This is a genomic window from Streptomyces sp. NPDC021356, from assembly GCF_040641015.1.
Lineage (GTDB): Bacteria > Actinomycetota > Actinomycetes > Streptomycetales > Streptomycetaceae > Streptomyces.
This window is the reverse complement of sequence record NZ_JBFACU010000047.1, coordinates 1-26,989: the sequence shown is the minus strand read 5'-3', so window position 1 is coordinate 26,989 and position 26,989 is coordinate 1. Positions and strand designations below refer to the sequence as shown.

At 68.6% G+C, this 26,989-nt stretch carries 22 protein-coding genes and 8 pseudogenes; 21 read left to right on the top strand and 9 right to left on the bottom strand.

Annotated features, from left to right (window positions below; translation table 11 throughout):
• The first annotated feature begins 23 nt into the window (after positions 1-23).
• The 4 genes and pseudogenes from AB0G56_RS37575 to AB0G56_RS37560 all read left to right on the top strand — a co-directional run.
• Complete coding sequence (locus AB0G56_RS37575) at positions 24-1,445, top strand: MFS transporter (protein ID WP_360979285.1); 1,422 nt, start codon at positions 24-26, stop codon at positions 1,443-1,445.
• Positions 1,446-1,501: 56 nt separating this feature from the next.
• On the top strand, positions 1,502-2,314 hold the full coding sequence (locus tag AB0G56_RS37570; RefSeq protein ID WP_360979282.1) for a sugar phosphate isomerase/epimerase family protein: 813 nt from the start codon (positions 1,502-1,504) through the stop codon (positions 2,312-2,314).
• A 92-nt stretch (positions 2,315-2,406) separates the two neighbouring features.
• A complete protein-coding gene (locus AB0G56_RS37565) occupies positions 2,407-3,198 on the top strand; it encodes an SDR family oxidoreductase (protein ID WP_360979279.1) in 792 nt (263 codons plus the stop codon).
• A gap of 32 nt (positions 3,199-3,230) precedes the next feature.
• A pseudogene (locus AB0G56_RS37560) lies at positions 3,231-3,893 on the top strand (winged helix-turn-helix domain-containing protein); the annotation flags it as partial.
• A gap of 140 nt (positions 3,894-4,033) precedes the next feature.
• Here the strand turns inward: AB0G56_RS37560 and AB0G56_RS37555 are convergent.
• Positions 4,034-4,420 (bottom strand): helix-turn-helix domain-containing protein, encoded by a 387-nt coding sequence (locus AB0G56_RS37555; RefSeq protein WP_360979276.1) that lies wholly within the window; start codon positions 4,418-4,420, stop codon positions 4,034-4,036.
• Positions 4,421-4,459: 39 nt separating this feature from the next.
• Here AB0G56_RS37555 and AB0G56_RS37550 point away from each other — a divergent pair, with 39 nt between their 5' ends.
• From AB0G56_RS37550 to AB0G56_RS37535, 4 genes and pseudogenes are all read left to right on the top strand, one after another.
• Complete coding sequence (locus tag AB0G56_RS37550; RefSeq protein ID WP_360979273.1) at positions 4,460-5,968, top strand: MFS transporter; 1,509 nt, start codon at positions 4,460-4,462, stop codon at positions 5,966-5,968.
• Positions 5,969-5,996: 28 nt separating this feature from the next.
• A pseudogene (locus AB0G56_RS37545) lies at positions 5,997-6,760 on the top strand (transposase); the annotation flags it as partial.
• Positions 6,761-6,782: 22 nt separating this feature from the next.
• A pseudogene (locus AB0G56_RS37540) lies at positions 6,783-6,920 on the top strand (transposase family protein); the annotation flags it as partial.
• A gap of 22 nt (positions 6,921-6,942) precedes the next feature.
• Entirely contained in the window at positions 6,943-7,143 is a 201-nt protein-coding gene (locus tag AB0G56_RS37535) for a transposase (protein WP_360979270.1), read from the top strand.
• Between the two features lie 134 nt (positions 7,144-7,277).
• Here AB0G56_RS37535 and AB0G56_RS37530 read toward each other — a convergent pair whose 3' ends face one another.
• Entirely contained in the window at positions 7,278-9,518 is a 2,241-nt protein-coding gene (locus AB0G56_RS37530) for a protein kinase (protein ID WP_360979267.1), read from the bottom strand.
• A 1,051-nt stretch (positions 9,519-10,569) separates the two neighbouring features.
• On the opposite strand from AB0G56_RS37530, the pseudogene AB0G56_RS37525 reads away from it, so the two are divergent.
• Positions 10,570-10,680, top strand: a pseudogene (locus AB0G56_RS37525) (hypothetical protein); the annotation flags it as partial.
• 65 nt (positions 10,681-10,745) lie between these two features.
• On the opposite strand, the pseudogene AB0G56_RS37520 reads toward AB0G56_RS37525, so the two are convergent.
• A pseudogene (locus AB0G56_RS37520) lies at positions 10,746-10,970 on the bottom strand (NAD(P)H-binding protein); the annotation flags it as partial.
• A 120-nt stretch (positions 10,971-11,090) separates the two neighbouring features.
• Here AB0G56_RS37520 and AB0G56_RS37515 point away from each other — a divergent pair.
• Positions 11,091-12,026, top strand: a complete 936-nt coding sequence (locus tag AB0G56_RS37515; RefSeq protein ID WP_360979264.1) for a helix-turn-helix domain-containing protein — start codon at positions 11,091-11,093, stop codon at positions 12,024-12,026.
• Between the two features lie 259 nt (positions 12,027-12,285).
• Here AB0G56_RS37515 and AB0G56_RS37510 read toward each other — a convergent pair whose 3' ends face one another.
• Both AB0G56_RS37510 and AB0G56_RS37505 read right to left on the bottom strand, forming a co-directional pair.
• Positions 12,286-12,543, bottom strand: a complete 258-nt coding sequence (locus AB0G56_RS37510) for a hypothetical protein (protein ID WP_360979261.1) — start codon at positions 12,541-12,543, stop codon at positions 12,286-12,288.
• Positions 12,544-12,685: 142 nt separating this feature from the next.
• Complete coding sequence (locus AB0G56_RS37505; RefSeq protein ID WP_360979351.1) at positions 12,686-13,030, bottom strand: group II intron maturase-specific domain-containing protein; 345 nt, start codon at positions 13,028-13,030, stop codon at positions 12,686-12,688.
• Between the two features lie 191 nt (positions 13,031-13,221).
• Between AB0G56_RS37505 and AB0G56_RS37500 the strand changes: the two genes are divergently transcribed.
• Positions 13,222-14,271 (top strand): YihY/virulence factor BrkB family protein, encoded by a 1,050-nt coding sequence (locus AB0G56_RS37500; RefSeq protein ID WP_360979258.1) that lies wholly within the window; start codon positions 13,222-13,224, stop codon positions 14,269-14,271.
• A gap of 31 nt (positions 14,272-14,302) precedes the next feature.
• The gene (locus AB0G56_RS37495) at positions 14,303-14,881 is read left to right on the top strand and encodes a phosphatase PAP2 family protein (protein ID WP_360979255.1); all 579 of its coding nucleotides are present in this window, start codon (positions 14,303-14,305) and stop codon (positions 14,879-14,881) included.
• 131 nt (positions 14,882-15,012) lie between these two features.
• Here the strand turns inward: AB0G56_RS37495 and AB0G56_RS37490 are convergent, their stop codons facing one another.
• Positions 15,013-18,888, bottom strand: coding sequence for a DNA-binding protein (locus AB0G56_RS37490; RefSeq protein WP_360979252.1), 3,876 nt, complete (start codon positions 18,886-18,888; stop codon positions 15,013-15,015).
• Positions 18,889-19,172: 284 nt separating this feature from the next.
• Between AB0G56_RS37490 and AB0G56_RS37485 the strand changes: the two genes are divergently transcribed.
• Complete coding sequence (locus AB0G56_RS37485; protein ID WP_360979249.1) at positions 19,173-19,616, top strand: hypothetical protein; 444 nt, start codon at positions 19,173-19,175, stop codon at positions 19,614-19,616.
• A gap of 165 nt (positions 19,617-19,781) precedes the next feature.
• Here AB0G56_RS37485 and AB0G56_RS37480 read toward each other — a convergent pair whose 3' ends face one another.
• Positions 19,782-19,925 carry a hypothetical protein gene (locus AB0G56_RS37480; RefSeq protein ID WP_360979246.1) on the bottom strand — a complete coding sequence of 48 codons (144 nt, stop codon included), beginning with the start codon at positions 19,923-19,925 and terminating at the stop codon, positions 19,782-19,784.
• Positions 19,926-20,086: 161 nt separating this feature from the next.
• On the opposite strand from AB0G56_RS37480, the pseudogene AB0G56_RS37475 reads away from it, so the two are divergent.
• A pseudogene (locus AB0G56_RS37475) lies at positions 20,087-20,431 on the top strand (IS630 family transposase); the annotation flags it as partial.
• A gap of 322 nt (positions 20,432-20,753) precedes the next feature.
• A complete protein-coding gene (locus AB0G56_RS37470; protein ID WP_360979243.1) occupies positions 20,754-21,125 on the top strand; it encodes a hypothetical protein in 372 nt (123 codons plus the stop codon).
• Here the strand turns inward: AB0G56_RS37470 and AB0G56_RS37465 are convergent.
• Positions 21,111-21,695 (bottom strand): TetR/AcrR family transcriptional regulator, encoded by a 585-nt coding sequence (locus tag AB0G56_RS37465; RefSeq protein WP_360979240.1) that lies wholly within the window; start codon positions 21,693-21,695, stop codon positions 21,111-21,113. The two genes, AB0G56_RS37470 and AB0G56_RS37465, sit on opposite strands and share 15 nt — an antisense overlap.
• 127 nt (positions 21,696-21,822) lie before the next feature.
• On the opposite strand from AB0G56_RS37465, the gene AB0G56_RS37460 reads away from it, so the two are divergent.
• Positions 21,823-22,689 carry a methyltransferase domain-containing protein gene (locus tag AB0G56_RS37460; protein WP_360979238.1) on the top strand — a complete coding sequence of 289 codons (867 nt, stop codon included), beginning with the start codon at positions 21,823-21,825 and terminating at the stop codon, positions 22,687-22,689.
• A 524-nt stretch (positions 22,690-23,213) separates the two neighbouring features.
• Here the strand turns inward: AB0G56_RS37460 and AB0G56_RS37455 are convergent.
• Entirely contained in the window at positions 23,214-23,948 is a 735-nt protein-coding gene (locus AB0G56_RS37455; protein WP_360979235.1) for an SDR family NAD(P)-dependent oxidoreductase, read from the bottom strand.
• Between the two features lie 143 nt (positions 23,949-24,091).
• Here AB0G56_RS37455 and AB0G56_RS37450 point away from each other — a divergent pair, with 143 nt between their 5' ends.
• The 5 genes and pseudogenes from AB0G56_RS37450 to AB0G56_RS37430 form a co-directional block, all read left to right on the top strand.
• Positions 24,092-24,724 carry a helix-turn-helix domain-containing protein gene (locus AB0G56_RS37450; RefSeq protein ID WP_360979232.1) on the top strand — a complete coding sequence of 211 codons (633 nt, stop codon included), beginning with the start codon at positions 24,092-24,094 and terminating at the stop codon, positions 24,722-24,724.
• Between the two features lie 229 nt (positions 24,725-24,953).
• Positions 24,954-25,457, top strand: coding sequence for a transcriptional regulator (locus AB0G56_RS37445; protein ID WP_360979348.1), 504 nt, complete (start codon positions 24,954-24,956; stop codon positions 25,455-25,457).
• 35 nt (positions 25,458-25,492) lie between these two features.
• Positions 25,493-25,639, top strand: a pseudogene (locus AB0G56_RS37440) (MFS transporter); the annotation flags it as partial.
• A 398-nt stretch (positions 25,640-26,037) separates the two neighbouring features.
• Positions 26,038-26,310: pseudogene (locus AB0G56_RS37435) on the top strand (HNH endonuclease family protein); the annotation flags it as partial.
• 344 nt (positions 26,311-26,654) lie between these two features.
• The coding region (locus AB0G56_RS37430) for a transposase (RefSeq protein ID WP_360979229.1) at positions 26,655-26,989 on the top strand (335 nt) is incomplete at its 3' end.

The following is a 26,989-nucleotide window of genomic DNA, read 5'->3' as shown; positions in this document are numbered from 1 at the left end:
GCCCAAATTCAAAGGAGAATTCGATGACGGCCTCACGTCGCGCGCCCAGTACATCCACCCTCGACAGCCCAGAGCCTGTCCCGCCCAAGGGACGGGCCAGTAACCTGGTCGCCGGGACCATCGGGCACTTTGTCGAGTGGTACGACTGGTACACATACGGCCTTCTCGCCTCTGTCTTCTCCGCGCAGATCTTCCCGTCGGGCTCCCAGTTCGCGTCCCTCATCGCCTCGTTCCTCACCTACGCCATCGGGTTCGTCGTACGGCCCCTGAGCGGCATCATCATCTCCCCGCTTGCCGACCGGTACGGGCGCCGACGCGTTCTGTCCCTCGGGGTCTCGGGGATGGCTCTCGGCGCGCTGATCATCGGGTTCACCCCCTCGTACGCGACCATCGGCTACTTCGCACCGATCCTGTTCGTCGTCGCCCGCATCCTCCAGGGCGTCTCCGCCGGCACCGAGGGCCAGAGCGCCATCGCGTACATGGTGGAACACGCTCCAGCCAACCGGCGCGGACTCTTCGGCTCCTTCACCAACATGGCCAGCGGGCTGGCAACCCTCGCCGCGACGGGCGCCGCAGCCGCCGTCACCTCTGCTTTCGACGCCGACACCCTGGCGTCCTACGGATGGAGGATCCCCTTCGTCATCGGTGGTCTGGTTGGCATCGTCGGACTCATCCTCCGCGCCCGCTCGGACGAGTCCCCGGAGTTCGAAGCCAGCACGCACGGCGAGCAGAAGTCCGCACCCGCGAAGCTCCTCCAACTGCTCCGCGAACACCCCAAGGCGATCCTGCAGACTGCCGCCCTGTCCGCTCCGGCCGTGGCCTATTACACCTGGGCGACGTTCCTGCCCACCTACGCCAACCTCACCTCGGGCCGAGACCTGTCCTCCAGCCTTGCGGGCAGCACGATCGGCCTGGCCCTGCTGGTTGCCGTCATTCCTGTCACCGGCTACCTCTCCGACCGTCTCGGTCGCCGGAAGATCTTCCCCATCATCGGCGTCATCGGAATGATCGTCCTGTTCTATCCGCTGCTGCTCCTCCTGCAGGTGCCCGGCTTTGGTGTCTACCTCATCGTCACCGCCTCGGGATGGGTGGTCCTCGGAATCTGGCAAGCCGTCTACCCCACCATCCAGGCGGAGTTGTTCCCCGCCTCGGTCCGAGTCTCCGGAATCGGATTCGCCCATCAGATCGTCATCGCCGTCTTCGGCGGTACCGCACCCCTCATCGCGTCCGCGTTCGTCGGCGCCGGACGGCCCATGTACGTGGCGATCTACATGATCGTCGTCGTCGCCCTGTGCCTCATCGTCTACTTCACGATCCCGGAGACCGGCAGCCGAGCCCCGCGGAAGATCGTTTCCGGGACCGACACCATCGCCGTCGTCATGAGCGAGGACTCGTCCACTGCCGCCGGTTCAGCCCGTGAACAGCACAAGGAGCCCCGGCCGTAGCCGCCCCTGCTCCCGAACACGCGATGGGGACACCTCAAAGATGGAACGGAAATTTTATGATCATCAATACTTTTTCGTACCTTTGGTCGACAACGGCCATCGATGCAATGTCCGAGTTGACCCAGAACGGGTACAACGCCTTCGAGGTCCCCATCAGCTCGCCGCATTGCTGGCCGGTAGAGCTCTCCGACTCCGAACGTGCGGAATCCCTGGCAACCCTCAACAAGAACGACGCCAAAATCCGATCCCTGAACGCCGGCGGATACGACATCAATCTCGCCAGTCCCGCCGCCAGCATGCGCCAGAAGAGCATCGAGCACATCGCGTCGGTGATCGACCTGGCGGTGGCTTGGGATGTCCCGGAAGTCGTCATCTCCCCCGGCACGCGGCGTCCCATGATCTCCCCCTCACTCGGGAACGTCCACGGATGGATGCACGAGAGCCTGGAAGAGCTGATCCCGCTGGCCAAGCGGGCCGGAAAGCGACTCCTCTTCGAGAACACGCCCTACTGCTTTGCTCCCACGATTGAGGAGCTGGCAGACATCGTCGACACGGTCAACGATGACGCGCTGAAAATCGTGTACGACGTCGCGAACGCCGCGTACATCGGGGAGGATCCCGTATCGGGCCTGCGCTCGCACCACGGATCGATTGCACTCATGCACATCTCCGACACGGGCACAGAAACGTGGGGCCACGACCCCATCGGCACCGGGGTGATCGATTGGAACGGCCTGGGCAAGGCGGTCCACGACACAATCGGGGTGGAGAACGTCGTGCTCGAAATCATCCGCGAGGAGGACACCCTCGAGGTATTCGCCAAGGCAATGCGCGACCTCAAGGAAGAGGGCTGGGATATCGGACAATGATTTCAGCGCCTCGAGGTCCAGGGCGACTCCGAGGGTGAATCGACGCGAATGGAACCGCAATTCCCGCTGGGAATGTACAAGGAGAGAGTGCAATGAGGGTACTGGTCAGTGGCGGAAGCAGCGGCATCGGCGCGGCTGCAAGCCTGAGGCTCGCAGAGGCGGCGCTTGCCCGCGGCGAGAAGCCGATGGTCGCGGTCTCCGGCCTTACGTCGAACGATCGGCAGGACGAGGTCGTCCGGTCGATCCAGTCGATGGGCGGCAAAGCCATTGCGTTGACAGGAGACCTGGGCGACCCCGACGTGCCCGGTCAGCTGGTAGCCGCTGCAGTCGAAGAGTTCGGTGGCCTGGACGCGCTGGTGGCAAATGCCGGAATCGCCAACCCCGGCGAACTCAAGGATCTCTCCCTCGAGGACTGGGACGACATGTTCTCCGTCAACCTTCGCGGAGCATGGCTACTTGCCAAGTCAAGCTACCCGCACCTGAAGGACAGCCGAGGGGCCGCCTGTTTCACCTCTTCAATGTCCGGCCAGCTCCCCCATGCCGGATCGGGTGCCTACAGCCCGACCAAGGCTGCGCTCACGATGATGGCTCAGACGCTCGCACTGGAATGGGCGCCTGACGGGATCCGTGTGAACGTGGTGTCCCCGGGCATGACTCGCACTCAGATGACCGAAAAGATGTACCTCGATCCCGAGGTCAAGAAGGCGCGGGAAGAAATCATCCCGTTGTCGAAGATTGGCGACCCGATGGATATCGCGAACGTGATCGAGTTTCTTGTCAGCCCGCTGGCGGGATACGTCACTGGCCAAGATGTCTGCGTCGACGGCGGCTTCTCCAAGTCCATTCTCAGCCACATTCCCGGTCGACCCAGCTCCAAGTCCTGACGGGGTTCTACACCTGGCCGGCGGAGCCGCTCATGAGCGGCTCCGCCCCTCGCTGTGATGATCCGAACCGGTTTGCGTTCTGGGTCGTTGGTGTGTGTGAGCGATCTGGTGGGGGACGCGCGGCATCTGTCGCCGTCGGCGCAGGAGACCCTTGCGGTTGCGGGCGGTGGCCGCGTTGGTGGCGGGGCGGCAGGCCGTGCTCGATCGCCGGCCTTGTGATGTGGGCTTTCCGGGCAGCTGTGGACACGGCGGTCGGTGGGCGAGCTGATCGCGAAGCTGTACTGGGTGCGGCTGACCGAGGTGGGGGTGGGCAAGTACCTCAAGCGGTGGGGGCTGTCCTTCCAGCGCCCTGACAAGCGGGCCGTCGAGCGGGACCCGGAGGCCGTGCGACGCTGGCACGAGGAGATCTGGCCGGCGATCCGGGCGAAGGCGAAGAGGGGCGGCGGGAGATTCTCGTCGCCGATCAGGTCGGCATACGATCCGACCAGGTCACCGGCCGCACCCGGGGCGAGAAGGGCAAGACGCCCGTGGTGCGCCGGAGCGGGAAGCGGATCTCAGTGAACGCGATGGCGGCGATCAGCGCCAAGGGCCGGATGCACTTCATGGGCTTCACCGAGAGCTTCACCGCCGAGGTGATGCGCCGCTTCCTGGACCGGCTCGCCGGCCACTTCGAGAGCAAGGTCCATCTCGTGCTGCGTGGGGGATGTGGTTCACCTCGCCGACCTTCTTCTTCCGGGGGTCGGAGTGGAGGTAGAAGAGGTCGTTCTTGAAGACACTGAGGTACGACTAGGCCGGTAGGTGATCATTCAACGCCTGCCGGGCCCCTCCGCAGGCGTCAGGAAGCCGATGCGGCGGCGTCGTAGGTGGCGCGGGCGGTGGTGATGTCGGTTCGGTGGCGTTCTGCCCAGCCGACGAGCCCAGTAAGTGTCGCGTGGAGTTCGCGGGCCATGGGCGTGAGGCTGTATTCCACCTTGGGCGGCACGGTGGGGTAGACGGTCCGGAGGAGCAGGCCGTCGCGTTCCAGCTTGCGCAGGTTCAAGGTGAGCATGCGTCGGCTGATGCCCGTGATGGCGCGCTCCAACTCGGTGAACCGGACCGGCCCGTTCGCAGCGGCGACAAGGATTCCGATGCTCCACTTTCCCGCGACATGGTCGAGGACCTCGGTGAGCGGGCACGCCTCGTTGCTGACCTGGTCGGACACATCGGTGTGACTGTGTGACACGAAAGTGCCTCCTTCCCGTACGCGTCATGGTTACAGAAGATGACTGCTGTAACAAGTCGTGCACCGTTGGAAGGGGGCCTCGTGCCCAGAACCGTCTCATCAGCGCAGACATCGCGTTGGGCGGCCTTGGCCGTGCTCTGCGCCGGTCAGTTGATGGTCATCCTCGACGGGACCATCGTGAATGTGGCGCTGCCGGCCATCCAGCAAGACCTCGGATTCTCCTCGTCGAGCCTGGCCTGGGTGGTCAACATCTATCTGGTCCCCTTCGGCGGTCTGCTGCTGCTCTCCGGCCGGCTCGGCGACCTGATCGGGCGCAAACGCGTCTTCATCACCGGCTTGAGCATCTTCACGACCGCCTCACTGCTGTGCGGTGTGTCGCAGGATGCGGCAATGCTGCTCGCCTCCCGGTTCGTCCAGGGCACCGGCGGCGCGGTGACCTCCGCCGTCACCCTCGGCATGGTCGTAACGCTGTTCCCGCAGCCGAAGGAACGGGCCAAGGCCATCGGCGTCTACAGCTTCGTCCAGTCAGCCGGTGGCTCGTTGGGCCTCCTCGCCGGTGGCGTCCTGACGCAGACCATCAGCTGGCACTGGATCTTCTTCGTCAACGTTCCGATCGGCATCGTGGCCGCACTGTTGGCCGGGCGCATACTCGCGTCCGAGTACGGCACCGGCCTCGGTGAGGAAGTCGATGTCGTGGGCGCGCTCCTGGTCACCTCCACACTGATGCTCGGTGTCTACACGATCGTCGAGACCACCAGCTATGGCTGGGCGTCCGCGCACACGCTGGGCTTCGGCGTCGCGGCACTCGCCCTGCTCCTGACATTCGTGACCCGCCAGGCGAAGGCGAGTCACCCGCTCCTGCCGCTGCGTGTGTTCCGCTCGCGCAACGTCTCAGGAGCGATGGGTATCCAGGCCCTCATGGTGGCCGGGATGTTCAGCTTCCAGTTCCTGTGCGTGCTTTACCTGCAGAAGGTGCTCGGCTTCGACGAGGTCCACACCGGCCTCGGCAACTTCCCGGTCTCGGTCGCGATCGGCGCACTGTCGCTCGGCTTTTCACCCAGGCTGATCTCACGCTTCGGCCCCCGTGCCGCACTCCTTCCAGGACTCTTCCTGATCACGACGGGCCTCGCCGTCCTCAGCCGTGTACCGGCAGACGGAAGTTACCTCGTGGACGTCCTGCCCGCACTGCTGCCGCTCGGCATCGGCTTCGGCCTCGCGATGCCGTCGCTGGCCACGCTCGCGATGTCAGCGGCCACCCCCCAGGACTCGGGGATCGCCTCCGGCATGTTCAACACCATGCAGCAGATCGGCAGCGCCTTCGGCCTCGCGGCCCTCAGCACCCTCGCCGCCTCGCACACCAATGCCCTGCTGGGCGACGGGACCAACACCACCTCCGCACTCACGGGCGGCTTCCAACTCGCCTTCCGCATCGGCTCGTGCATCGTCGCCGCTGCTCTCCTCCTCGCTGCCACTCTGCTGCGCTCCCCCACCACGACACAACGTCCAGCGGCCGAGAAGAAGCCGATCTCCGAGAACGCCACTCGCTGATCACACGGCGACGCCGCCCCGGGCCGAGGTGATCTTCGACAAGCTCATCGAGGTGCTGCTGTCCGGGCTGGAGTCGAGCGAGTGGCGGACGCGATTGCTTGGCGACCACCTTGCGCAGGCGCGGTGACGAGTGGACAGCCGCCGGCGCTGGCGAGGCCCCGCGCCTGGCCGCGCTCTCCGCCTACGGCCGCATGATCGGCCTCGGCCTGGAACAACTCGCCGCCGATGGCTGCCAGAGTGCTCACCTGAACCAATCCGCGCACCGGGCTACGGCTCCGTCGGGCGACGAGTGCGCGGGCAAGAGCCCTGTCGACCGGGCCAAACAAGGTGACAAACGCTCACAGCTCACCGACGCCTACGGCATCCCACTGGTCACCGAGTCCACACCAGTCAACATCCGCGACCGCACCCTGCTGCCCGCCACCCTCGATCGCTACGACCCCCTCGCCAAGACGCTGGGCCCCACTTCCCGAACAACCGGCGCTGAGCCTGGACGCGGGCTACGACTACCGGCCGGTCCACGCCGACCTCGACACACGAGGCACCACAGCGAAGATCACCCAACGAGGCGAACAGACTGCGATCCAAACCGACGGACGGTGGGTCGTAGAGCGCACGAACTCGTGGATGAACAGCTTCGGCGAGCTCCGCCGGTGCACCGAACGGCGCCGCGTCTGCATCGACTTCTTCATAGCCTTCGCGACCGCGATCATCACCATCCGTAGCCTCATCCGCCGGGCGTGGCCCCTCTATCGCTGGCCCAACCGCCCACGAAGCCCCCGCATCCCGTGACCTACTGGCGGACGCTCTTACTGTGCGGTCCACGGTGGGGTCGGCTGCCTGCCCGGGATGCGGATGGAGAACCTCACGCGTGCACCGCTACCACCAGCGGTGCCTGGCGGACCGTCCCGTCGCTGGTCGGCAGGTACGAATCGATCTGAAGGCGCGTCGTCTCGTGTGCGGCAACGGCAGCTGTGGGCGGCGCGCGCCGCGGTCGAACCTACGCAACGGTTCTCACCGACATGAACACCCGCCGCCCTGTCGATGTCCTCGCAGACCGCACCGCGAAGACTTTCTGCGCCTGGCTGCGTGAACACCCCGAGGTGCGGATCGTCTGTCGCGATCATGCCGGCTCCTTCCGCGACGGCGCCCACACCGGTGCGCCACGGCCGTGACCAGCACCCGCAGGTTGCCGCTCAGAGCGCAACGCACTCGCACCGGAGCCGGACTCGCCTCCTGGACATCCAAAGTGAGCGGCTGACGTGTCCGCACGGCACGGCAGGCCGCCGCTTGCCGCCTGCCGCCGGTGTCAGCCCGCCTTCGGCGGTTTGCGCGCGTCGAAGGCGAAGAGAGTGTTCTTGGCCGCGGCCACGATCACCGCACGCCCCGCAACGGTCACGCGCGGGCTCGCGCCCTGCTCGCCCGTCGAACCATCGACCTGGGGGTCTGTCGTCCACAGGGGCTTGCCCTCGTGCGGCGACAGTGCCACCACCCGCCCGGTGGCCGAGCTGAAATACAGCGCGCCGGCTCCCGCCACGGGACCCGACGCACCCTCCACGCCCGTCTGCCGCGACCACTTCTTCCGGCCGGTCGCGGGGTCGAGCGCCGTGACGAGACCGGCCTGCCCGCTCACGTAGAGGGTGCCGTCCGCCATGCCGGGCGTCCCCGCATATGTGCCGGCCAGCCGGGAGTACGTGACCTTCCGCAAGGCCGGGTCGACCCGCGCCACCCCGTCGTAGCCGGCCAGCTCCGTTCCCTCCATGTGCTCCTGGAGGAGCACGAGCTTGCCGTCGGCCACACCCATCGGCACGGCAGGACCGTCGACCGCGATGGGCCTGCCCAGTGCCCCCGAGGCGCCCTCGACCGCGTACAGGACGGGATGGCGCACCTGCAAGGCGTTCACCTCCGCATCCGTCGCGCACATCGCGAACAGCTGTGAGCCCGCCGGGACGGGCGCGCACTGCGTACCCGTGGGGAACGGCGTCCTCCAGGTGACCTCACCGCTGTGCGCATTGCGGGCCTCGAAGCGGGAGCTGGAGGCGTTGACCGTCACGACGGCGGAGCCGATCACAACGGCGTCCCGCGTCCGGCCCGTGACGGCCGTCGACTGGGCGCCGGAGGGCACGGACCACAGCTTTCTGCCGTTGTCCGCGTCCATGGCCACCACCTCGCTGGGAGGGTCCTGCGGGGCGTCCTGGGCGGCGAAGCGGTAACCGAGCACTGTGTCGCCGGTGACACCCACCAGGTGCATGCCCTGGACAGGGACGCCCGGGCTCTTCACCGTCCACACCCGAGCCCCGTCCGCGGCCCTGATACGGGTCGCGACAACACCGCCGCCCCCGCAGAACAGCGCATCGCCGCGCGCGAGGCAGCGCAGCTCGTCGGGGATGTCCTCGTGACCGCCCGGCACGGTCTTGCGCCACGGCCCGAAGCCGTCGGGCAGTGCGGCATCCGGCGCCGCGACGCTGTCGCCCTTGTCGCCGCCGCTGCCACCGACGCCGCTCGCCTGCAGCGCGGCCACTGTCCCGCCGATCGCCGCCACCGCGATGGCGGCCGCGAGCACAGGCCGCCATCGGCTGCGCAGACGGCGGCCGACGGAGGTGCCGGTGCTCCCTGTACGGGGACCGGCCGGGTCGGTGGCCGGGGCAGTCGGCGCCGGGGTCGGCCGGAGCGCGAAGTGACGCTGGGTGGCCATGTCACGGATGCGGCCCGCGCCGGGCCCGTTCACGTCCGTCCTGCCGAGGTCGGCCGGCAGGTCCCGCAGCAGCACGAGGAGTTCGTCCGCCGAAGGGCGGCCCTCGGGCTCCTTGTGCAGGCACGGCTCGATGACCGCGCGCAAGGCCGCCGGCACGACACCCAGCGACGGCTCCTCATGCACGACCTGATAAGCCGTCAGGTAGGGGCTGTCCGCATCGAAGGGCCCATGGCCCGTCGCCGCGTACACCAGCAGCGTCCCCAGGGAGAAGACATCGGACCGCGGTCCCACACTACGCGGCGCCTGCAACTGTTCCGGCGACATGAAAGGCGGCGTACCGATGACCCGGCCTGTCATCGTCAGAGTCTGCTGGTCCGCGGCGCGCGAGATGCCGAAGTCGATGACGCGCGGGCCCTCGGGCGAGAGCACGACGTTCGAGGGCTTCAGGTCACGGTGGACGACCCCCACCCGGTGGATGTCGCGCAGTGCCTCCGCCAGCCCGACGGCAAGCCTTTTCAGCGCCGCTCCGTTCAGCGGGCCCTTGGTGGCAATGTGCTGGGCGAGGGTGTGCCCGGCGATATAGGCCGTCGCCATCCACGGCTGCTCGGCCTCCGGGGCAGCGTCGACCACGGCGGCGGTGAACGCGCCGCTCACCCGCCTCGCGGCCGCCACCTCCTGCCGGAAACGGACACGGAACTCCTCGTCCGCCGCGTACTGCTGGTGGATCAGTTTGATCGCGACAGACCGCCCCGAACTCGTACGGGCCAGAAAGACCGTGCCCATGCCGCCCGAGCCGAGCCGGGCCTCGAGCGGATAACCGCCGATCTCGGCTGGATCGCCTGCGCGCAGCGACACTCTCCCCGACCTCCTGTCCCCCGTGCACCTTGCCACCACGGGCCTGCATACCTGTCCTGCACACAAACTAGCCGCAGGACGGTACGGCAGAGCAACGCGGGTGAGGAGCAGGGAGCCCCGGGGCCGCATCGTGTGAGTTGTGACACATCCGTTAGCCGTGGCGCGGTAGAAGTACCGGTGCACGTTTCCCTGTGCGCGCCTGAGTCCGAAAGGGGTGGCCGCTACATTTTCCCCCGCCAAGCCCGCCACCCCTGATGCGGCCCTGTGTGCTGCAGCGTCGACGCCTGTCGGGGGCTGGTGCGCGCCTGAGGTCGGCAGGTTCGGTCAGGTGCTCTCCGCCATTAAGGGCCCGCGCGCCCTGGCCGGGACCGTCGTACGGCCGGCCGCCGACCATCGAGCCTCTGTACTGGATCGGCGATGCCGTCAACCTGGAGCCGTTCTACGGTAACCCCAAAGTGTCACGGCTACCGCCGACCGGACCGAGCGTGGCCGGCGGGTGACGGCCCGCTGGGCAGGTACGGATATGGTCAGGTGCGGAAATGGTTACGTCGCCGTGTGGGCCGGACGAGGGTGACGGTCGCGCCGTCGGCGAGGTCGCCGACCGGCCACTGCCCCGTGAGCGGGTCGTAGCGGTGTTTCTTGCGGCAGGTGAGCCGGGGCAGGAAGCCGTCGGCGAAGCGCAGGAGAGCCGGGCGGGCCGCTTGTGCGAGGCCGGTGTCCAGGTCGCTCAGGATCCGGGCGTAGAGCGTGCGCTGGTTGCCGGCACCACGGCATCGACACCGAACGAGCGCGGGCCGATGTCTGCGCCCTCGTCAACGCCCTGGTCACCAGGAAACCGGTCCGCCCGTGAGCACCCCGATCGCCCTCAAGGAGCCGCACGTCCTCCGGCTGCGCCGACGCCTGGCAGCCCGCCTCGCGGTGGCCGCCGCAAGGCTCCTCTCCTGGCAACCCAACTGCCCCTCCGCATCCGTACCGCCCTGCACCTGGTCCGCCGCGGCGGCCGCCCCGCCACCGCCGTACAGGCCCAGGCCGCACGCCCGACGCGGTCGTCACGGTCAGCTCCCACTGCGCCGGCCAGCACTTCCTCCAGCGCTCCCTGGCCATCGCCCTGCTGTGCCGGATGACCGGTGCCTGGCGCACCGGCGTCCGCACCGCGCCCTTCCGCGCTCACGCCTGGATCGAGGGCGGCGGTGAACCCAGCGGAGAACCCCATCCCGCCGGCCGCGAGTTGATGACCGCCGCCGTGCCCGCCAGGGCCCGGTCCAGCGAAGCCGGGTCCTCGACCGACGCCGCCCGGGCCTCAAGCCCGTGTTGGTGGGCCATCTCCTCCAAGGTCTGCGCGTTGCGCCCGGACAGCACCGCGACGAACCCGCGCGCGGCCAGCTCCGCGACCACGAACCGCCCGGTGTGACCATAGGCGCCGAACACCGTCACCAGCTGACCTGACCCCATGACACTCTCCTGTGTACTCCAACGCCCGCTGCGAGGCCGCTCCACTGCGGCCTGACGTCCACATCCTGTCCCTCCGGCAGCACCCCGCACGAGCGTCGGAAACGACATCTCGTTTCCGACATGCCTGCTGTTGCACTGGCCGCCACTGACGGCATGCTCCACTACGAACTGTCCGTGGCCATCGAGGTCTTCGGGGCCGACCTGACCCACATCGTGGATCCGTGGTACGACTTCTCCCTCTGCGGGAGCGGGCCGGTACACGTCGGCCGCTTCCGTATGGACCCCGACCACGGACTCGATCACCTCGCGCAGGCAGACACGGTGATCGTCCCCGGCTGGGCCGACACCGACCGCGACCCGCCCGCCGAGCTGGTCGAGGCGGTGCGTGCGGCCCACGCGGCCGGTGCCCGCGTGGCCTCACTGTGCACGGGCGCCTTCATCCTGGGCGCGGCTGGGCTGCTCGACGGCAGGCGCGCCACCACACACTGGGCCCACACGGGGGAACTAGCCCGGCGCCACCCGGCGGCCACAGTCGATGCGGACGTCCTCTACGTCGACAACGGGGACGTCCTCACCTCCGCGGGCAAAGCCGCCGCCATGGACCTGTGCCTGCACCTGGTCCGCCTCGACCACGGATCGGCCAACGCCAACAAGATCGCCCGACGCCTGGTCGCCCCACCCCACCGCGACGGCGGCCAGGCCCAGTTCATCGCCACCCCCCTCCCCGCCCCGGGCAACCACCCCCTGGGCGAGCTCTTCCCCTGGGTGCTGGAGCGGCTGGGCCAGCCGCTGACCGTGGAGGACCTGGCCCGCCAGGCTCGCATGAGCTCACGTCACCTCGGCCGCCACTTCAAGCACCTCACCGGCACCACGCCACTGCAATGGCTCCACACCCAGCGCATTCGCCACGCCCAAGAACTGCTGGAGGCCACCGACGCCACCGTGGACACCATCGCCGCGGCGACCGGCATGGGCACGGCCACCACCCTGCGCCGCCACTTCCACCGCAGCGTCGGCGTCCCACCCGACACCTACCGCCGCACCTTCCGTCCCTGAAGGAGTACCAAGACCCTGGCGGCCGAGCGACCTGCGCCAAGGCAGGTGCCGTCCGCAGTGGTGAACAAACGCCGCCCGAAATCGGATTCTGGCTCAGCTTCTGTGACGAGGCCGCGCTGAGAGACGGATCGTCGTCTCCGGGTGGTACGCCAAGTCGCCTGGAATGACCTGTGGACATGGCCTTTGGGCCGACTGTTCGGGGCCGTGGAAGAGATCGTGCTCTCGCTGAAGGAGCTGTTGTGATGCTACCGGCTCGAGTTCAGGACGGTGGCCGCAACCAGCGCCGCGCCGCAGCGAGATTCACCTCGACGTCGTCGCTCCAAGAGCAGATCTCCAGCCATGAGAGGTAGCCGCCTTGCGCGAAGACCACGACCTCGCCAGGGCACTCACCGGCTTCGGTGAACAGCTGTACGCCGGCAGCCACGACGTTGCCTGGGCCTGTCGGCGCGGGCTCCACCGCGTCGGCGTCGAGTTCGAAGTAGGCAGTGCCGCACCCGCACTCACAACGGGACTGCACCCTGAGTCATCGACTGCCCGGCCTCGTCGCTGAGCAGGCCCCGGGGTGCGGTGCCGGGATTGCTCCCGGTCCGTTTCCCGGGACCTCTCGCCGAACCCGCCGTGCGTCTCTCGACCCAACGGGCTCTCCACGGTCTGCGCCGTCAGGTGGCCTCGGGGACCCAGGGGCTGGGGATCTTGTTGCCGCGGTAGCGATACCGAGTGACCGGGATCGCGCTGATCTTCCGCGGCTTGATCTCGTCCGCCGCGATCGGAAGCCACCGCCCGCTGGAGGTGGTGAATCGTCGGCGGAAGTCCCTCCAGTTCCAGTGGTGCCGTTCACGCAGCAGGCGGACGAGTCGCCACCAGACGATGTCGTCCACCTTGGTGAATACGTGCTTCGCGACGGCGTGCCGGAAGTAGTGGGCCCAACCCTGCATGGCTCTGTGCAAGTTGATCAGCACCACCGCCAGGTCCTCCTGCGAGGTTCTGTGGGTCAGCGAACGGATCTTCGCCTTGATCGGCGATATCCGCTAGCAGCGGGGACGGGATGCCCTCTCGCGGCGTCCCCGTATCGGTGTCCTGGAGTTCCCCGAGCTCGAGCCCCGCTGGCCCTCCGTGACGCTCTGAACGCCCGCCGCTGCGCTCATTCGACACCTTGGGTGGCGTAGACCGGGCCCGGAGGGGTTACCCGACGCGTATGGCGAGGCTGCATCTTCCAGGGCGGAACGCACACCACGGCGGCGACGAGGCGCTGGCACCTGAGGAGGCCGGGCCTGGACCCGAGGTGGAGCGCCGGGCACCGGACACACCGACCGAGCTGCCCAAGCGGGCCTGGGCAGGCGTGCTCAAGGGCGCCCTGCACGAGTTCAAGAACGACGAGCTGACTGACCGCGCGGCAGCCCTGACGTACTACGGGGTGCTGTCGCTGTTCCCGGCGCTGCTCGTGCTCGTGTCGCTGCTGGGCCTCACCGGCAAGTCGGCGACCGGAGCACTGCTGGCCAACATCAAGAAGCTCGCTCCCGGCTCGGCCCGGGACATCATCACCCGGGCCGTGGAGCAGCTGCAGAGCAACGCCGGCGTCGGCTCCCTCATGGCCGTTGTCGGCATCGTGCTGGCAGTGTGGTCAGCTTCCGGTTACGTGGCCGCGTTCATCCGCGCGGCGAACGCCGTCTACGACATGCCCGAGGGCCGCCCGGTCTGGAAGATCCTTCCCGTACGGCTGGGCGTGACGGTCGTCCTGATGGTGCTGACCGTGGTCAGTGCGCTGATCGTGGTGTTCACCGGCGGCCCGGCCCGTCAGGTCGGTACGACGCTGGGCATCGGGGACACCGCGCTGACCGTGTGGTCGATCGCCAAGTGGCCCGTCCTCGTGGTCCTGGTCACCGTCATGATCGCGATCCTGTACTGGGCGAGCCCTAACGCGAAGGTGAAGGGGTTCCGCTGGATCACCCCGGGCAGTTTCCTCGGTCTCGTCATCTGGATGATCGCTTCGGCTGGGTTCGCCTTCTACGTGGCGGACTTCGCCTCCTACAACAAGACGTACGGCACCATGGCCGGTGTCATCGTGTTCCTCGTCTGGCTGTGGATCACCAACCTGGCCATCCTGCTGGGCCTGGAGTTCGACGCCGAGACCGTACGCCAGAGGGCCATCGCGGGCGGCCTGCCACCGGACGCCGAGCCCTACACCCAGCCCCGTGCCACCCGGAAGTGGGACGAGGAAGACCGGCGCCGCCTGGGTGAGGGCTGACCGGTTACGCGATGATGTGGGGAAGAGGTCGATGACCTGCGGGATATCTGCTCTTCATGGCTTTTTGGCGGGGTTGCGTGACGCTGACCGGTCGCTGACCAGGCGGGCGGCGTCGCGTATCCCGCCGGGCGTCGGAAAGGTGCTGTCGGCGGTGGAGGAGACCGCGGAGAGCACGAAGCTGTGGTGCGGCGCCGCCGCCGCGATGGCGTGGCTGGGCGGGGGGCGCGGCCGGAGGGCGGCGGCCTGCGGCCTTGCCGCTCTGGCCGTGGCGCAGCTGGTCTCGAATGGCGTGTGCAAGCAGGTGGCCGACCGGCCCCGGCCGCCGAAGGAGTGGTTCCCCCACGACGAGGTCGACGACCGCCCCGACTCCTCCTCATTCCCCTCCGGGCACACCGCCGCCGCGGTGGCGTTCACCGCCGCTGTCGCACCCCCGTGGCCGGCCGCCGGAGCAGCGTGTGCGGTACCTGCCGCCATGGTGGCACTGGAGCGCGTGCAAAGCGGTGCTCACTATCCCAGCGACGTCGCTGCCGGCGCCGCCGTCGGCCTGGCCAGCGCCTGGCTCACCCACCACGCCCCACGCCTGCTCCTGCGCCACTGGCTCCCAGGCTGAGGGGAGCGGCCGCATGTCCCTCCCCTCGTAGCGTGGAGTCCGTGAATGCCAGGGAGCGGCAAGGCATCGGAGCAGCCGGCACCCCATGCACCGACGAGCTTTGCTCGGAAGGTCCACGCTTCCTGCTGTGTTCAGCAGCTGCGACGGTATGCGACGCCGTTGATGTAGGCCGACCACTCCGTTCGGGAGAGTCCGGCTCCCACCTGCCTGCACAAGTAGGTGACCGTCCGGCTGGGTGCCAGCTCATAGGACACCAAGGGCACGTGCCCACTCGCCACGCGCAGTGACCGGCCGTCTGTGGAGAAGGCGAGGGCCTTGATGGCCCCAGCGTTCACGTGCAGGGTTCCTCCGACGGGTTTGCGGGAGGTCACGTCCCACAGCCGGACGGTTCCGTCTTCCGCACCCACGGCCAGGATGGTGCCGTCGTGTGAGAAGACGAGTGCGGACACTGCTGCTGTCGATCCTTTTCCGTTCGCGTCGGCGGGCTCGGCCGCCGGATCAAGGGCGGCTGTGAGGTCGCCCAGGCGGTGTGCCGCGGTTCCGTCCCACAGCGTGACTTCTCCCGCCTCGTCACCGGCCGCAAGGTGGCTCCCGGTCGGGTCCTGGGCCACGACGGTGGTTTGATCCGAGGTGAGCGTGTGGCTGGTGTGACGTTTGGACGGCAGGCGCTCCACATCGCCCTCCGAGGTGGCCAGCAGCCGGCCGTCGGGACTGAGTGACAGGCTGCCGGCGACTCCTGGGAGCCTGTCGATCCTGACCGCGCGGCGCCAATCCCACAACTCCGTGTGATCGTAGGACAGGGAGGCGAGCACGGTGTGTCCGTCGGGGGTTATTGCGAGACCGTCGACGCTGTCCGCGTCCTCGCCGCTGCCAGGCAGGCGCAGGACGCGGTGCCGGTTCATGGCGCGGCTGTCCAGTACGGCTAGCGTCGTGGCCGCCTCCGTGTCTCCGCCTCCGCCCGAATACGCGAAAGTCCGGTTGTCCGGAGCGAAGGCGAGAACGTCCCCGCAGTTTGCCCCGCTGTCGTTGACCTGGGCGAAATCGGGGTCCGGAGGGCAGGGTGCGGTCGGCAGGGGGACGACCATGCTGTGGCCCGTGGGTACGTCCAGCAGTGTCAGGCGGTGCGTGCCGCCGGCCTGTCGCGCTGTGGCCAGCCGTGTGCCGTCAGGACTGAAGGAAGCGGCCGTTGTGGAGTCGGCGTGCCAGCCGCTGTGGTCGGCATGGCCCAGGGACACCGACCAGACCGTGGTGGCGGTGGAACCGCTGGTGTAGCGGATGACTCCGTCGGCCCGGTCGAACCGCACCGTACCCGGTGATGACTGGTGCGGCAGTGTGACACCCAGCACCGGCGCCGTAGGGTGATCCGTCCGCCACACCAGGACATCACGGTCGTCGGTGGTGGCGAAGAGCCGGCCGTCGGTGCTGAAATCGATCTGCCGAACCCCCTCGTGGGCGAAGGTGCCTGTTGCCCGGCCGGAGGCTACGTCCCACATGGCCAGTCCGTCATCGGTGGTGAGCAGCAGGGCGTGGCCGACCGAGGTGAAGGCGGCTGTGGGACACCCGTGGTCCGAGGATGTTTTCTCCCATCGTCCGGGCAGCCGCAGTCGCCGGCCGGTGACCTGCCGGACCTGGACTCCGCCGTCCGGGCGGCAGACCGCCACCAAGCGGTCGTCGGGGCTGACAGCGAGGATGCTGCGGGAGTTGACCTGGACGAAGGTGCGGGGGTCGCTGGTCCCTTGGAAGACTTCCGCGAGATTCGGGTCGTCGGTCCATGCGGCACCCGGGCAGGTGTCGAACAGCACCGTCCGCCGGTACGGGTCCCACAGCCGAGCCGGGCGGAGCGGTGTGCCACCGGATGCGAGTGAACCGGTCTGCTTGCACTTCGACCTTGCGGTGACCAACAGCGTTCTGCCGCTCGCGCCGAAGGCGACCTCCGCTGCCGGTCCAGATGTGCGCAACACCGGACCGTCCGGCAGTCCCGTCGCGGTGCTGTACAGCTGGATACCCGATGTGGTCGATACTGCCAGCCTTTTTCCGTCCGGCGACAGAGCGAACGCCGGATTGTCCTGCGCACGGATCCTGAAGCGGCTCTGCCGGTAATGGGTGCGCACGTCCCACCCTTCGGCCCGACCGTTTCGCAGCGTCACCAGCGTGCGCCCGTCCTCGCTGAGATCGACTGGTGCCGAGGCGGGGCCGGGAACGCGGAAGGCGTCCCGCGGAAGCTGGGCTGCGACTGCCAGCAACGCCGAGCGGGTCTCCGGGAGATCGGCGATCTCCCAGGCGGCCACGCTGAGTTTCATCGCCGTGGCCGGGTCGGACAGCCGCAACGTGTCAGCCACCGCGGCAAGACGTCTGGCCTCGGTCCGTACCCGTTCGGCGTCTGCCGCCCTGCTCTGCTGCCAGCCGAACAGGGCGGCCAGCACGGCCAAGACGGCCAGGACCGAGACGGAAGCCAGCAGCCGGCGCAGCCTCCGAGCCGAACGGAGCGTGGCACGCTGCTCACGTTCACGGGCTTCCAGCCCGGCGGCCAGAAAGGACCTCTCCAAGGCGGTGAAGTCGGCTCGGCCGCCAGGCTCGGGGAAGGCTTCCTCCGCGGCGGCCAGCCGCGTACCCCGGTACAACGCTCCTGGGTCTCGGTCCAGGTTGCTCCATATCTGTGCGTCTTCGGTCAGGCGGCGGTGCAGGCGGAGCCTGGACCGTTCGCTGTCGATCCAGCCGTGCAGCCTAGGCCACGCCGTGATGAGCGCCTCATGCGCGAGGTCGACGGTGTCATCGTCCAAGGTCAGCAGGCGTGCGCGGGTCAGGTTGTCGAGAACTGGGGCAATCTCAGCCGCAGAGGCGAAGTCGAACTCCTCGCGACGAACGGGGCGGCGAGTGTCCGGCGTGCCGTTACCGGGCGTGACCAGGCGAAGCAGCACGGCCCGGGTGAGTTCGGCCTGGGCAGGGCTCATGCCTGCGTAGACGCCCTCGGCCGTACGGGCGATCGCACCTGACAGGCCGCCTGCTGCCTCGTAGGCGGCCTCCGTGAGCGCGCGGCCCTTACGACGGTGCCAGGTCTCGAGGAGGGCGTGCGACATCAGCGGCAGGGCGCCGGGCTCCCCCTCGACCTCATCGAGAATCCGGGCGGTCAAAGAACGCTCCACGATCAGCCCACCGGCCTGGGCAGGTTTGACGACTGCCTCACGCAGTTCGTCGCGGCTCATGGGACCCACCAGGACGCTGCCGTCCTGCAGCATGGCGGTCAGCCGGGGGTGTTCGGCACACCGGCCGAGGAAGTCGGCGCGCACCGCGATCACGACCCGTAGCCGGCTGGCTGGGGCGGTGGCGGTCAGGAGGCGGTCGATGAACTCGTCGCGTTCGACGGCGTCGGTGCACAGGGTGTAGAGCTCTTCGAACTGGTCCACGATCAGCCAGGTATCGCCGTCCCCGGCGGCGGGCAGCAGGCGCTGGGCGTGCGTGCGCATCGGGTGCTCGCCGGGAGTGAGCACCCGCAGGGCCGCAGGCCGCAGCCCGTCGTCGGGGTCTTGCAGGCGCGGGATGAGACCGGCCCGCAGCAGGGAGGACTTGCCGCTGCCCGACGGACCGAAGACCGCGGAGAAGCGGGAAGAGCAGGCCTGCTGGAACAAGCGCTCGGTGAGTTCGTCGCGGCCGAAGAACAGATCGGCGTCGGCGGGTTCGAAACGGGCCAGGCCTCGGTAGGGCGGCTCGGCGTCTTGGTCATCGGCCCGGGGTTCGGCCGCTACCTCGGCGCCCGCCTGATGCCACCGTTCCTCCCACTCCTGCGGGTCTCCACCGCAAGCGCGGACGTAGGCGAGAACCACCGGCAGCGTAGAAAGCCGTTCGCCCCCAGCTGCCTGCGACAGCGTGCTCGCCCCCTGTCCGGTGCGCTGGGCCATCACCCGGTACGTCGGGCTTCCTGCCTCTGCACGGAGTTTGCGTAACTCGAACGCGAACCGGGCAACCGGCCCCGCGCTCGGATCCAACGCGCGTTCTGGACGTCCTGCCATCAGCTGCTCCCTCCCCCGTCCCGCCTCCCCCATGGATGCGATGCTGCGGCTCGCGAAACTACGCGCGCCTGTGGCGGAAGGGCAAACCACAGGCACGCTCTTTGGTCAGCGCCCCAACCGCAAAGTGACCTGCGGCTCGGCCATTGATCAGGCTGGCAGAACCGGCTGCCCATTCAATGCACAGGCCGCTGAACTGGGTGTCAGGCACAAGCCGGGCCGGGATCGGCGCACTTTCAGCGCCGAGGCTTCGGCCACCGCAACCCAGTGGAAGGAACACACTCACCATGAGCATCCGCAGTCGCTTCGCGCTCACCATCGCCGCCGTGATGTGCGGGGCCGCGATTGTCTCGGGACCCGCCGCCGCGGCCGCCGAAACCCCCGTGCAGCAGTCCGGAGCCACAAAACGCGTGGACGCCTGCTTCAAGGGAGCCTGCGGCAGCGCTACCTACAAGCGTACGAGCAGCAACTCCTACAATCCCGTCAACATGTCGGTCAAGGACAACAAGTGTGACGGCCACCCCGTCTACATCCAGGCTGGAGTCGTGGACGGGACCTACCCGCAAGGGTACGTCTGGCTGAACACCAAGCACTACAACAACCTCGGATGCCACGGCGGCTATGCGAGCTGGAGCTCCTACATCAAGAACTGGCACCTGCCCATCAAGGACCTGATCTTCCGCGTCTGCGTCGACGACTGGGGATCCGACACCTGCAAGGTGGCGTACTGAAACGACAAGCAGCCGTGGTCCACGACTACGACTGACTTGCAGGGGCGGGCAGTCTCGGGCAGTCGTCCTCAGTCCCGGGCCCTGGTCGTTCTGTCTGGATCGCTGGCCGGCGCAAGGGGACCGGCCAGCGGATCTTCTCGGCGGGGACGCTGAAGAGGGCGTGGGTCACCGGGCGGTCTCGGCGAGCGTGCACCACAGTTCGGCCTCGACGTCGTCGGCGGGCCGGGCGAGGGCTGCCATGGCGCCGGAGTCGTACTGGATGAGGACACGGTGCCGATAGGCCCGAGTGATCTCTCGGACCGCGGTCACGTCGTCCAGCTCGATCGCGTCGAGCTCCTTCTCGAACTCCTGCCGGTCGCCGGGGAAGCCCCACGTCGACAGCCTCGTGCAGCTCGGCCAGCGTGCGCATGGGCGGGCTGAACTGGCTGACGCCGGAGTGCTCGGATTGAGCGGTCACGGTGGCCTCCTCCTGGATCATCGAGAAGGGCCGCGCCGTCGTCGGCCCGTACCTGGACCGGCCCGAGCGGGCCATCGTCCTGTGCGGGGACGAGAAGTCGCAGATCCAGGCACTGGACCGGTCGGCGACGGCGCTGCCGATGATGCCGGGCATGCCCGAACCCCGCACGCACGACTACCTGCGCGGCGGCGTGACGACCCTGTTCGCCGCCCTGAACGCGGCCACCGGCGAGGTCATCAGCTCGCTCCACCGCCGGCAGCGCGCGGTGGAGTTCAAGAAGTTCCCGGCCAAGCTGGACAAGGAGGTCCCCGACCACCTCGACGTCCACCTGATCTGCGACAACTACGCCACTTATAGGGCCTTCGCCCGTGACCTGGCTGCCGGCCGGCGGCCCTGGACGGCCGAGACCGCTCAGTTGATCGCCGCATAGTTCGACCAGCTGGCCGCCGACTGGGACGCCACCCGCGCCACTGGCCGCGACGACCGCCTGCGCGACGCCCTCGCCCGAGGCGGACCACTGCCCGCGGGCCCCTGCTCGAACTCGGCTCTGGCACCGGGCTGTTCACCCCCCTGCTGAGCACCGTCTTCCCGCAGGTGATCAGTGTGGACCTGTCGCTGCGCATGCTGCAGCAGGCCCACGGCCGCTCACCGGTGCGCGCGTCCAGACCGACGCAAGCACTGTGCCGCTGCCCGACTCCTCCGTCTCCGTCATCGCCGCGATCGACATGCTGCTGTTCCCCAGCGAGACCGCCCGCGTCCTGGCGCACGACGGAGTACTGCTGTGGGTCAACCAGCTCGGCGGCGACGGCCCGCTGTACCTCCCCGCCACTGCCGTCGCTGCAGCCCTGCCCGGCACCTGGCACGCGACCGGGTCTGAAGCCGGCTGGGGCACCTGGGCCGTCCTACGCCGCACCCGCAGACACGCCTCCGCCCCGGCAGCGAGCCACAGCCGGGCGCCGGGCCCCGCTCAAGGACTGCACCGTGACCGTTGCTGCCGTACGTCTATGGCTCCGGTCCTCTACCTCGCCGGAGAGTTCCTAGCCCTCCATTAACGCCGCCACCAGGCGCGTCATAGCGGGCCGCGGGTCCGGTGTGCCCGGCCAGCTGGTCATCAGGAGATGGTGGGCGGTGCCGACGATGGCGAGGGCCACGGTGTCCGGATCGATCGTCTCCGCCACCCGGCCGAGCTTCTGTTCGTCCTCCAGATAGCCGGTGATGGCCTCCTGGATCGCGGTAAAGCCCGGCGCCCCACCTTCCAGGGCGGTGCGGATGTGCTGCGCGGCCGCGGTGCGGCTCACGGCGAGACCCGACAAGGCAGGGCCGCCGGAGTCGAACAGAGCGAGGACGACGGCGTCGAGATTCCGCGCCACCGTACCCTGCCCGGCGGCGTCGGACAGCCCTTGCGCCTTCGCCGCCGCCCGCGCGAACCGGTCGAGGCAGAGCTCGGCCACGAACTCGTCGAACCCTGCGAAGTGCGCGTGCAACAGCCCCTTGCTGCAGCCCGCCTCGGCGGTGACCGACCGGCTGGTGAGTGCGCCGGGCCCGTCCCTGTCCACGACGCGCTCGGCGGCCGCGAACAGCCGCTCGCGTACGTCCGGCGTCGCCACTCCGCGCGGTGACATGGCTCGCTCTCCCGTTCTGCCTCGAGGGCCGTAACTCCCGGATGATAGCGGGGATTGCCAGTTTGGGCACATGCCCATACTGTTTGGGCGCACGCCCATTCTCTGTCATCCACCGCAGGAGGCACCCGTGCCGGACGTCGTCAACACCAACCAGGCAAAGGCGTGGAACGGCCTCGAAGGTGCCCACTGGGCCCACAACCAGGACCGCTGGAACGCCGTGAACGAAGGCTTCAACGAGCCGCTGCTAGACGCCGCCGGAATCACCCCGGACCACCGGATCCTCGACCTGGGCTGCGGCTCCGGGCAGACCACGCGGCTCGCCGCCCACCGCGCACCCCGAGGGCAGGCGCTGGGCCTCGACCTCTCCGCTCCGATGCTGACCGAGGCGCGGTCCCGCGCCGAGCAGGAGGGCATCACCAACGCCTCCTTCACCCAGGGCGACGCGCAGGTGCACCCCTTCGAGACGGGCGCGTTCGACGCGGCGATCAGCCGCTACGGGGTGATGTTCTTCGCCGACCCCGTAGCGGCCTTCGGCAACGTCGGCCGGGCGCTGCGGCCCGGCGGACGCCTGGCGTTCGTCTGCCCAGCCGATGCCAGGCTCAACGGCTGGGTGGCGGCGATGGAGTCGCTCCGCGACTTCCTGCCGGTCGGCGACTTCGGAAGGCCGGGGCTGCCCGGCATGTTCTCCCTTGCCGCTCCAGACCGCATCCGTGACGTCCTCACCGCGGCCGGATTCACCAACATCGCCATCAACCGGACGCAAGCCGAAGGGGTATGGGGACACGGAGCCGAGGACGCGGCGGAGTTCCTGCTGGCAACGGGCCCCGGGCGCCACCTCATGAAACAGGCCGACGCGACTGCGCGAGCCCGCGCCCACCGCACCCTGACTGCCCATCTGCGAAACCACGTGGCAGCGGACGGCACAGTGCGGTTGCGCAGTACGTCGTGGCTGGTCACAGCGGACCGCCCGACCAACCCATCGGACAGGTTCTAAAATCCGGACAATCTCGGTTCCGAACTGCCGAGCAGCAGTAGTTTTAGCTGGGCGCGGCCGGTGTAGAGGGCGGAGGTTTATCCGGCGGGGCCGGAGCCGATGATGACGACCTCGCGCACGTCCTGCGGGTGCGGCACGTCATTCACGTCTCCTGCTTGGCGTCGATCTCAGCGGCGCTCGGAGCAGCGATCGGCATCGGCGTCGTCGTTGTCTTCCTGCTCAACGAGCTGATGGGCAGGTAACCGCCGACCACTCAACCGCTGCGGATACGCGAGCGAGCCTGGACCGATGCGGTCCGGTGTGACTGAGCGCTCCAGTTGGCCACTCTGAACTTCGTGGCCGGCCTCGAAGTATGGGTCGCTTTGGCGTGGTGAGGTCGTGTTCCTCGAAATCGACCGGACCAGGCGGCCGAGTCGCATTGGCCGCCTGGTCCGGTCGTTGTTCTGGGGCTGCGGAATCGGCTTCGGGTACCTACCGCCCTGGCAGGACCTCGGCCGGGGGCGCCCTGCTCAGCGTCGCGGGTACTACGCGGGGGGCCGCGGAGTCAGCGACTCGGGGTAGAACTGCTCGACGCGGTCGCGCTTGGTGTGCATGTCCCAGTAGTGCTCTGCGAGGTCGTCCGGGTCGGCGATCGGGAAGTGCGGGCCGTCGGCCGACTCGAAGGCGGCCTGGGCCGCTGCGGACACCTCACTGCGGGCGATCAGGGACGCGATGGTCAGAGCGCCGACGTAGATACCCGTGTCCGTCAGCTCGGCGTTGAGGGAGTACAGGTAATTGCGAGTGGCGGCCATCACCGGGCCCAGGCCGCTGAGGTGGGGCATGGGCTGTGCCGCCGAGTAGCCCTGAGCCAGCAGGAAGGTGCCCTCGCCGCGCTCGGTCCACTCCGGCAGTACGGCCCGGACCACCTCGACCGGGGTGAGCAGCAGCAGCGGGGTCAGGGCCTCCAGGGTGGCCGCGTTCAGCTCGGCTGCGGGGGTGAAGCCCTGGTCGCCGCTGATCGGCCCGTACTCGACCACGTCGATCCGGCCGAAGCGGTCGTGGATCGCCTCGACGAGGGCGGGCACCCCGGCAGGCCGGGAAAGATCGGCGGGGAACGCGACCGCTTCGATACCTTCACCGGCGAGCACCTCGACGAGGGCGTCCAGCCGGTCCTTGCGGCGGGCCACCAGGGCGACCCGGAAGCCTTCGCGTCCGAAGCGGCGGGCGACGGACACCCCCAGACCCGTACCGGCGCCGAAGACGGCGATCACTTTGGACATAGGACTACCCCTTGCAAGACAGCTTTCTTGACCCTTGGGTCAACTTATTCGCCGACGGTAGCACGCGACTTGACCCGGGGGTCAAGTTAGACTTTGGGTGTGGCCAGGATGGATGCAGCGCCGGAACCGGGAGGAACGACCTGATGCGGGCCGACGCGCAACGGAACGCGGAGAAACTGCGGGCAGCCGCCGCCGAACTCTTCCAGGAGCGCGGCCTCAAGGTGCCCCTCAAGGAAATCGCCCGCCGGGCCGGAGTCAGCCACGGCACGCTCTACAACCTCTTCGGCACCCGCGAGGCGCTCATCGACGAAGTCGTGGCAGGGCTGGCCGCAGACCGCCTCGGCGAAGCCGCCGAACAAGCCCTCTCCTTCGAGAAGGCCGGGGAGGGGTTCGCGTACTACATCGAGAGGGTCTGTGAACTACAGGCCACCGATCCCGCGGTCGCCGACGTCATCAGCGGACGCTTTCCCGCTGCCGAGTGCCTGATGGCCATCTGCGGCCGGACGAAGGACGCCGCCACACGGATCATCGAGCGAGCCCAGCTGGCCGGCGCTGTCCGCCCGGACTTCACGGCCGAGGACCTCCTGCTCTTCTTCGGCACCAACGCTCTCCTCGCTCGCGCGGTCGCGGACACCGCGCCCGATGCCTGGCGCCGCCAAGTCGCCTTCCTACTCACCGGACTGAGCACGGAACCAGCGCAGGAACCGCTTTCCGTCGCCCCGCTGGCCCCGCAGCAGATGTACGAAGTGATGGGCAGGCTCGCCGGCACGCCGTAGCAGGTGCGGACGCCGCCATGGAAGCACTCGACACCGCGACCAGAAGCGCCGCAGCGGCTCGGCGTTAAGTACCAGAGCGGCCAACCGAAACGCTCAGTGGCCAACTGAAGGGCTCAGTCACATCCGGGCTCGCGGGCTGTTCGGGGCGCGCCTGCTACAGGTCGAACTCGAGGTGCGCGATGTCCGTGAACCGGACCTCTTCCAGGGAGCCGGCGCGGCGGCCGCCGTCCTGGTCGCGGTCGGCAAGCTGGCCGTCTACTCCGCGGCAGCCGGCATCGACCCGGCCCGCGTCATCCCCGTGTCACTAGATGTGGGAACGGACCGCGAGGCGCTGCTGACCCAGGCCAGCGGTCAGGGCACTGACGGCCGCGAGCGGTGGTGGCAGGTGGCATCCGAGGAGGGGTGGGGCTTTCGCGACTCGGACTTCGCGGACACGCCCGTGGGGGCCGCCGCAGTCGGCGCGGTGACCCGCGGCATCTTTGACACCCGCGTCGCCCAGTACCGCACATATCTCGACCAGAAGGCCGCCTGGGGCAAAGCGTGGACCAACGCGGCCTTCAGCTCCGAGTGGCTACTCAACCTCACCCCCGCCGAACTCTCCGAGATGGGCGAGGAACTTGAGGAGCTGGCCCGGCGCTGGCGGGAGCGCGGCAAGGCCGCCAAGGCGGCCGGTGACACCGAGGACCGCGAGCACGTGTCCGTGCACCTATACGGCTTTCCCTTCCGGCCCTGACCCGGCCGTTTCCCCGACCTACTGGAGCCTGCCATGGCGGCCCTGCGGCCGCCTTCGCCGTCGCCGGCGCGTTCTTCGCACTGTCACTGCCGCTCCTGCTGACGGTACGGATACGGCACCTCGGGTCGAGGGACGCGGAGCGGCCGGGGCCCGGCACCGCGCGGAGTGACCTGCTGGATGGAAAGGGCTCAATGACGAGCAGGCCCCGCCAAACACTCGGCGGGGCCTCGTCTTCGCACTCGCGCTAACACGGACGTCCCCAGCGGCTGCGATCGCAAATCCGTCGTCCTCACAAGTGACGCAGGAACCTGACTGAGTGAGGAGCTGAACGCGTCCTGCGCGCCGAAGCATTCGGCCTCACGGTGAAGCCGCACCGGAGTGCTCCGGTGCGGCTTCACCGTCTCACGGATCCGCGCAGAGATGCCGCCAGGACAAACCCCGAGGGGAGCCTCGCCATATCACCCGCATATCACACAGCCATCACCAACTGGGCATACGCTCCCGGACCAAGTGGCTCTGACCTGCAATTGCATGCCCGCACTGGACTGGTATAGACGCCCCTGGACGGTCTCTACAACCTGCAGAAAGTTGGGACCCCGGCGCCAGCACATGGACGCCCGCGGAGCGCGAGGCCTACGCCAACGACCTCGGCGATCCCCGTGACCTGATCGCCGTCTCGGCCACCTCCAACCGGTCCAAGGCCGACCAGGGTCCCTCCACGTGGCTGCCCCCGGCCACCGGCTACCGCTGCACCTACGTCACCGACTGGATCGCCGACAAAACCCGCTGGGGCCTGACCATCGACACCCCCGAACAGACAGCGCTGGCCGAGGTCCTCGAACAGTGCCCCGACACCCACCGTCACCCTCGCCCGGTACCCCCCTCCCGCCGACCGCCGGGCCGCAATCGACCGCCCGCTGGTCTATGAAGCCGTTGCTCTATCGATGCTGGTGAGCTTGAGTTCGAGGTCGTCAACTCGGTCGGGTGATCTCGTGGCCGATGGGGCATGAAGGCGGGGCCTCCCGCACAGCTCGTGGGTGTCGAATCCAAACGAGCAACAGGAGGCCCCTGGTGCTGCAGTCTTCCGTGCCGACGCCGATGGCGTCCAACTCGGCATCCCTGTCGTGTGATTGTCTCGCTCACCGGTTCGGGAACGCCGCGGACCGGCCGCACAGGCGACCGAAGTACCCGTCGGACATGAGCGACGCGGAGTGGGCCGTCGTACGTGACGCGATGCCGGTTCCCGGGTGGCTCGAGGGCCGCGGCGGGCAGCCGGAGAGCTATTGCCACCGGCAGATGGTCGACGCGGTGCGCTATCTGGTCGCAGGCGGCATCACCTGGCGGGCGATGCCGGCGGACTTCCCTGCGTGGGACCACGTCCACGCCTTCTTCCGGCGCTGGCGGGACAAGGGCCTGACCGCCGAGTTCCATGACCGGCTGCGCGACCGGGTCCGCGTGGTCGCGGGCCGGGATGCGGAGCCGACGGCCGGCATCATCGATGCCCAGTCGGTGAAGGCAGCTGCGTCGGTACC

Bases quoted from the DNA above. Each gene is read 5' to 3' on its own strand.
- AB0G56_RS37500 (WP_360979258.1), top strand. From the start codon at position 13,222: ATGGCGAGGCTGCATCTTCCAGGGCGGAACGCACACCACGGCGGCGAC.
- AB0G56_RS37565 (WP_360979279.1), top strand. From the start codon at position 2,407: ATGAGGGTACTGGTCAGTGGCGGAAGCAGCGGCATCGGCGCGGCTGCA.
- AB0G56_RS37575 (WP_360979285.1), top strand. From the start codon at position 24: ATGACGGCCTCACGTCGCGCGCCCAGTACATCCACCCTCGACAGCCCA.
- AB0G56_RS37485 (WP_360979249.1), top strand. From the start codon at position 19,173: ATGAGCATCCGCAGTCGCTTCGCGCTCACCATCGCCGCCGTGATGTGC.
- AB0G56_RS37495 (WP_360979255.1), top strand. From the start codon at position 14,303: ATGACCTGCGGGATATCTGCTCTTCATGGCTTTTTGGCGGGGTTGCGT.
- AB0G56_RS37570 (WP_360979282.1), top strand. From the start codon at position 1,502: ATGATCATCAATACTTTTTCGTACCTTTGGTCGACAACGGCCATCGAT.
- AB0G56_RS37490 (WP_360979252.1), bottom strand. From the start codon at position 18,888: ATGGCAGGACGTCCAGAACGCGCGTTGGATCCGAGCGCGGGGCCGGTT.
- AB0G56_RS37515 (WP_360979264.1), top strand. From the start codon at position 11,091: ATGCCTGCTGTTGCACTGGCCGCCACTGACGGCATGCTCCACTACGAA.
- AB0G56_RS37465 (WP_360979240.1), bottom strand. From the start codon at position 21,695: ATGTCACCGCGCGGAGTGGCGACGCCGGACGTACGCGAGCGGCTGTTC.
- AB0G56_RS37550 (WP_360979273.1), top strand. From the start codon at position 4,460: ATGACTGCTGTAACAAGTCGTGCACCGTTGGAAGGGGGCCTCGTGCCC.
- AB0G56_RS37450 (WP_360979232.1), top strand. From the start codon at position 24,092: ATGCGGGCCGACGCGCAACGGAACGCGGAGAAACTGCGGGCAGCCGCC.
- AB0G56_RS37455 (WP_360979235.1), bottom strand. From the start codon at position 23,948: ATGTCCAAAGTGATCGCCGTCTTCGGCGCCGGTACGGGTCTGGGGGTG.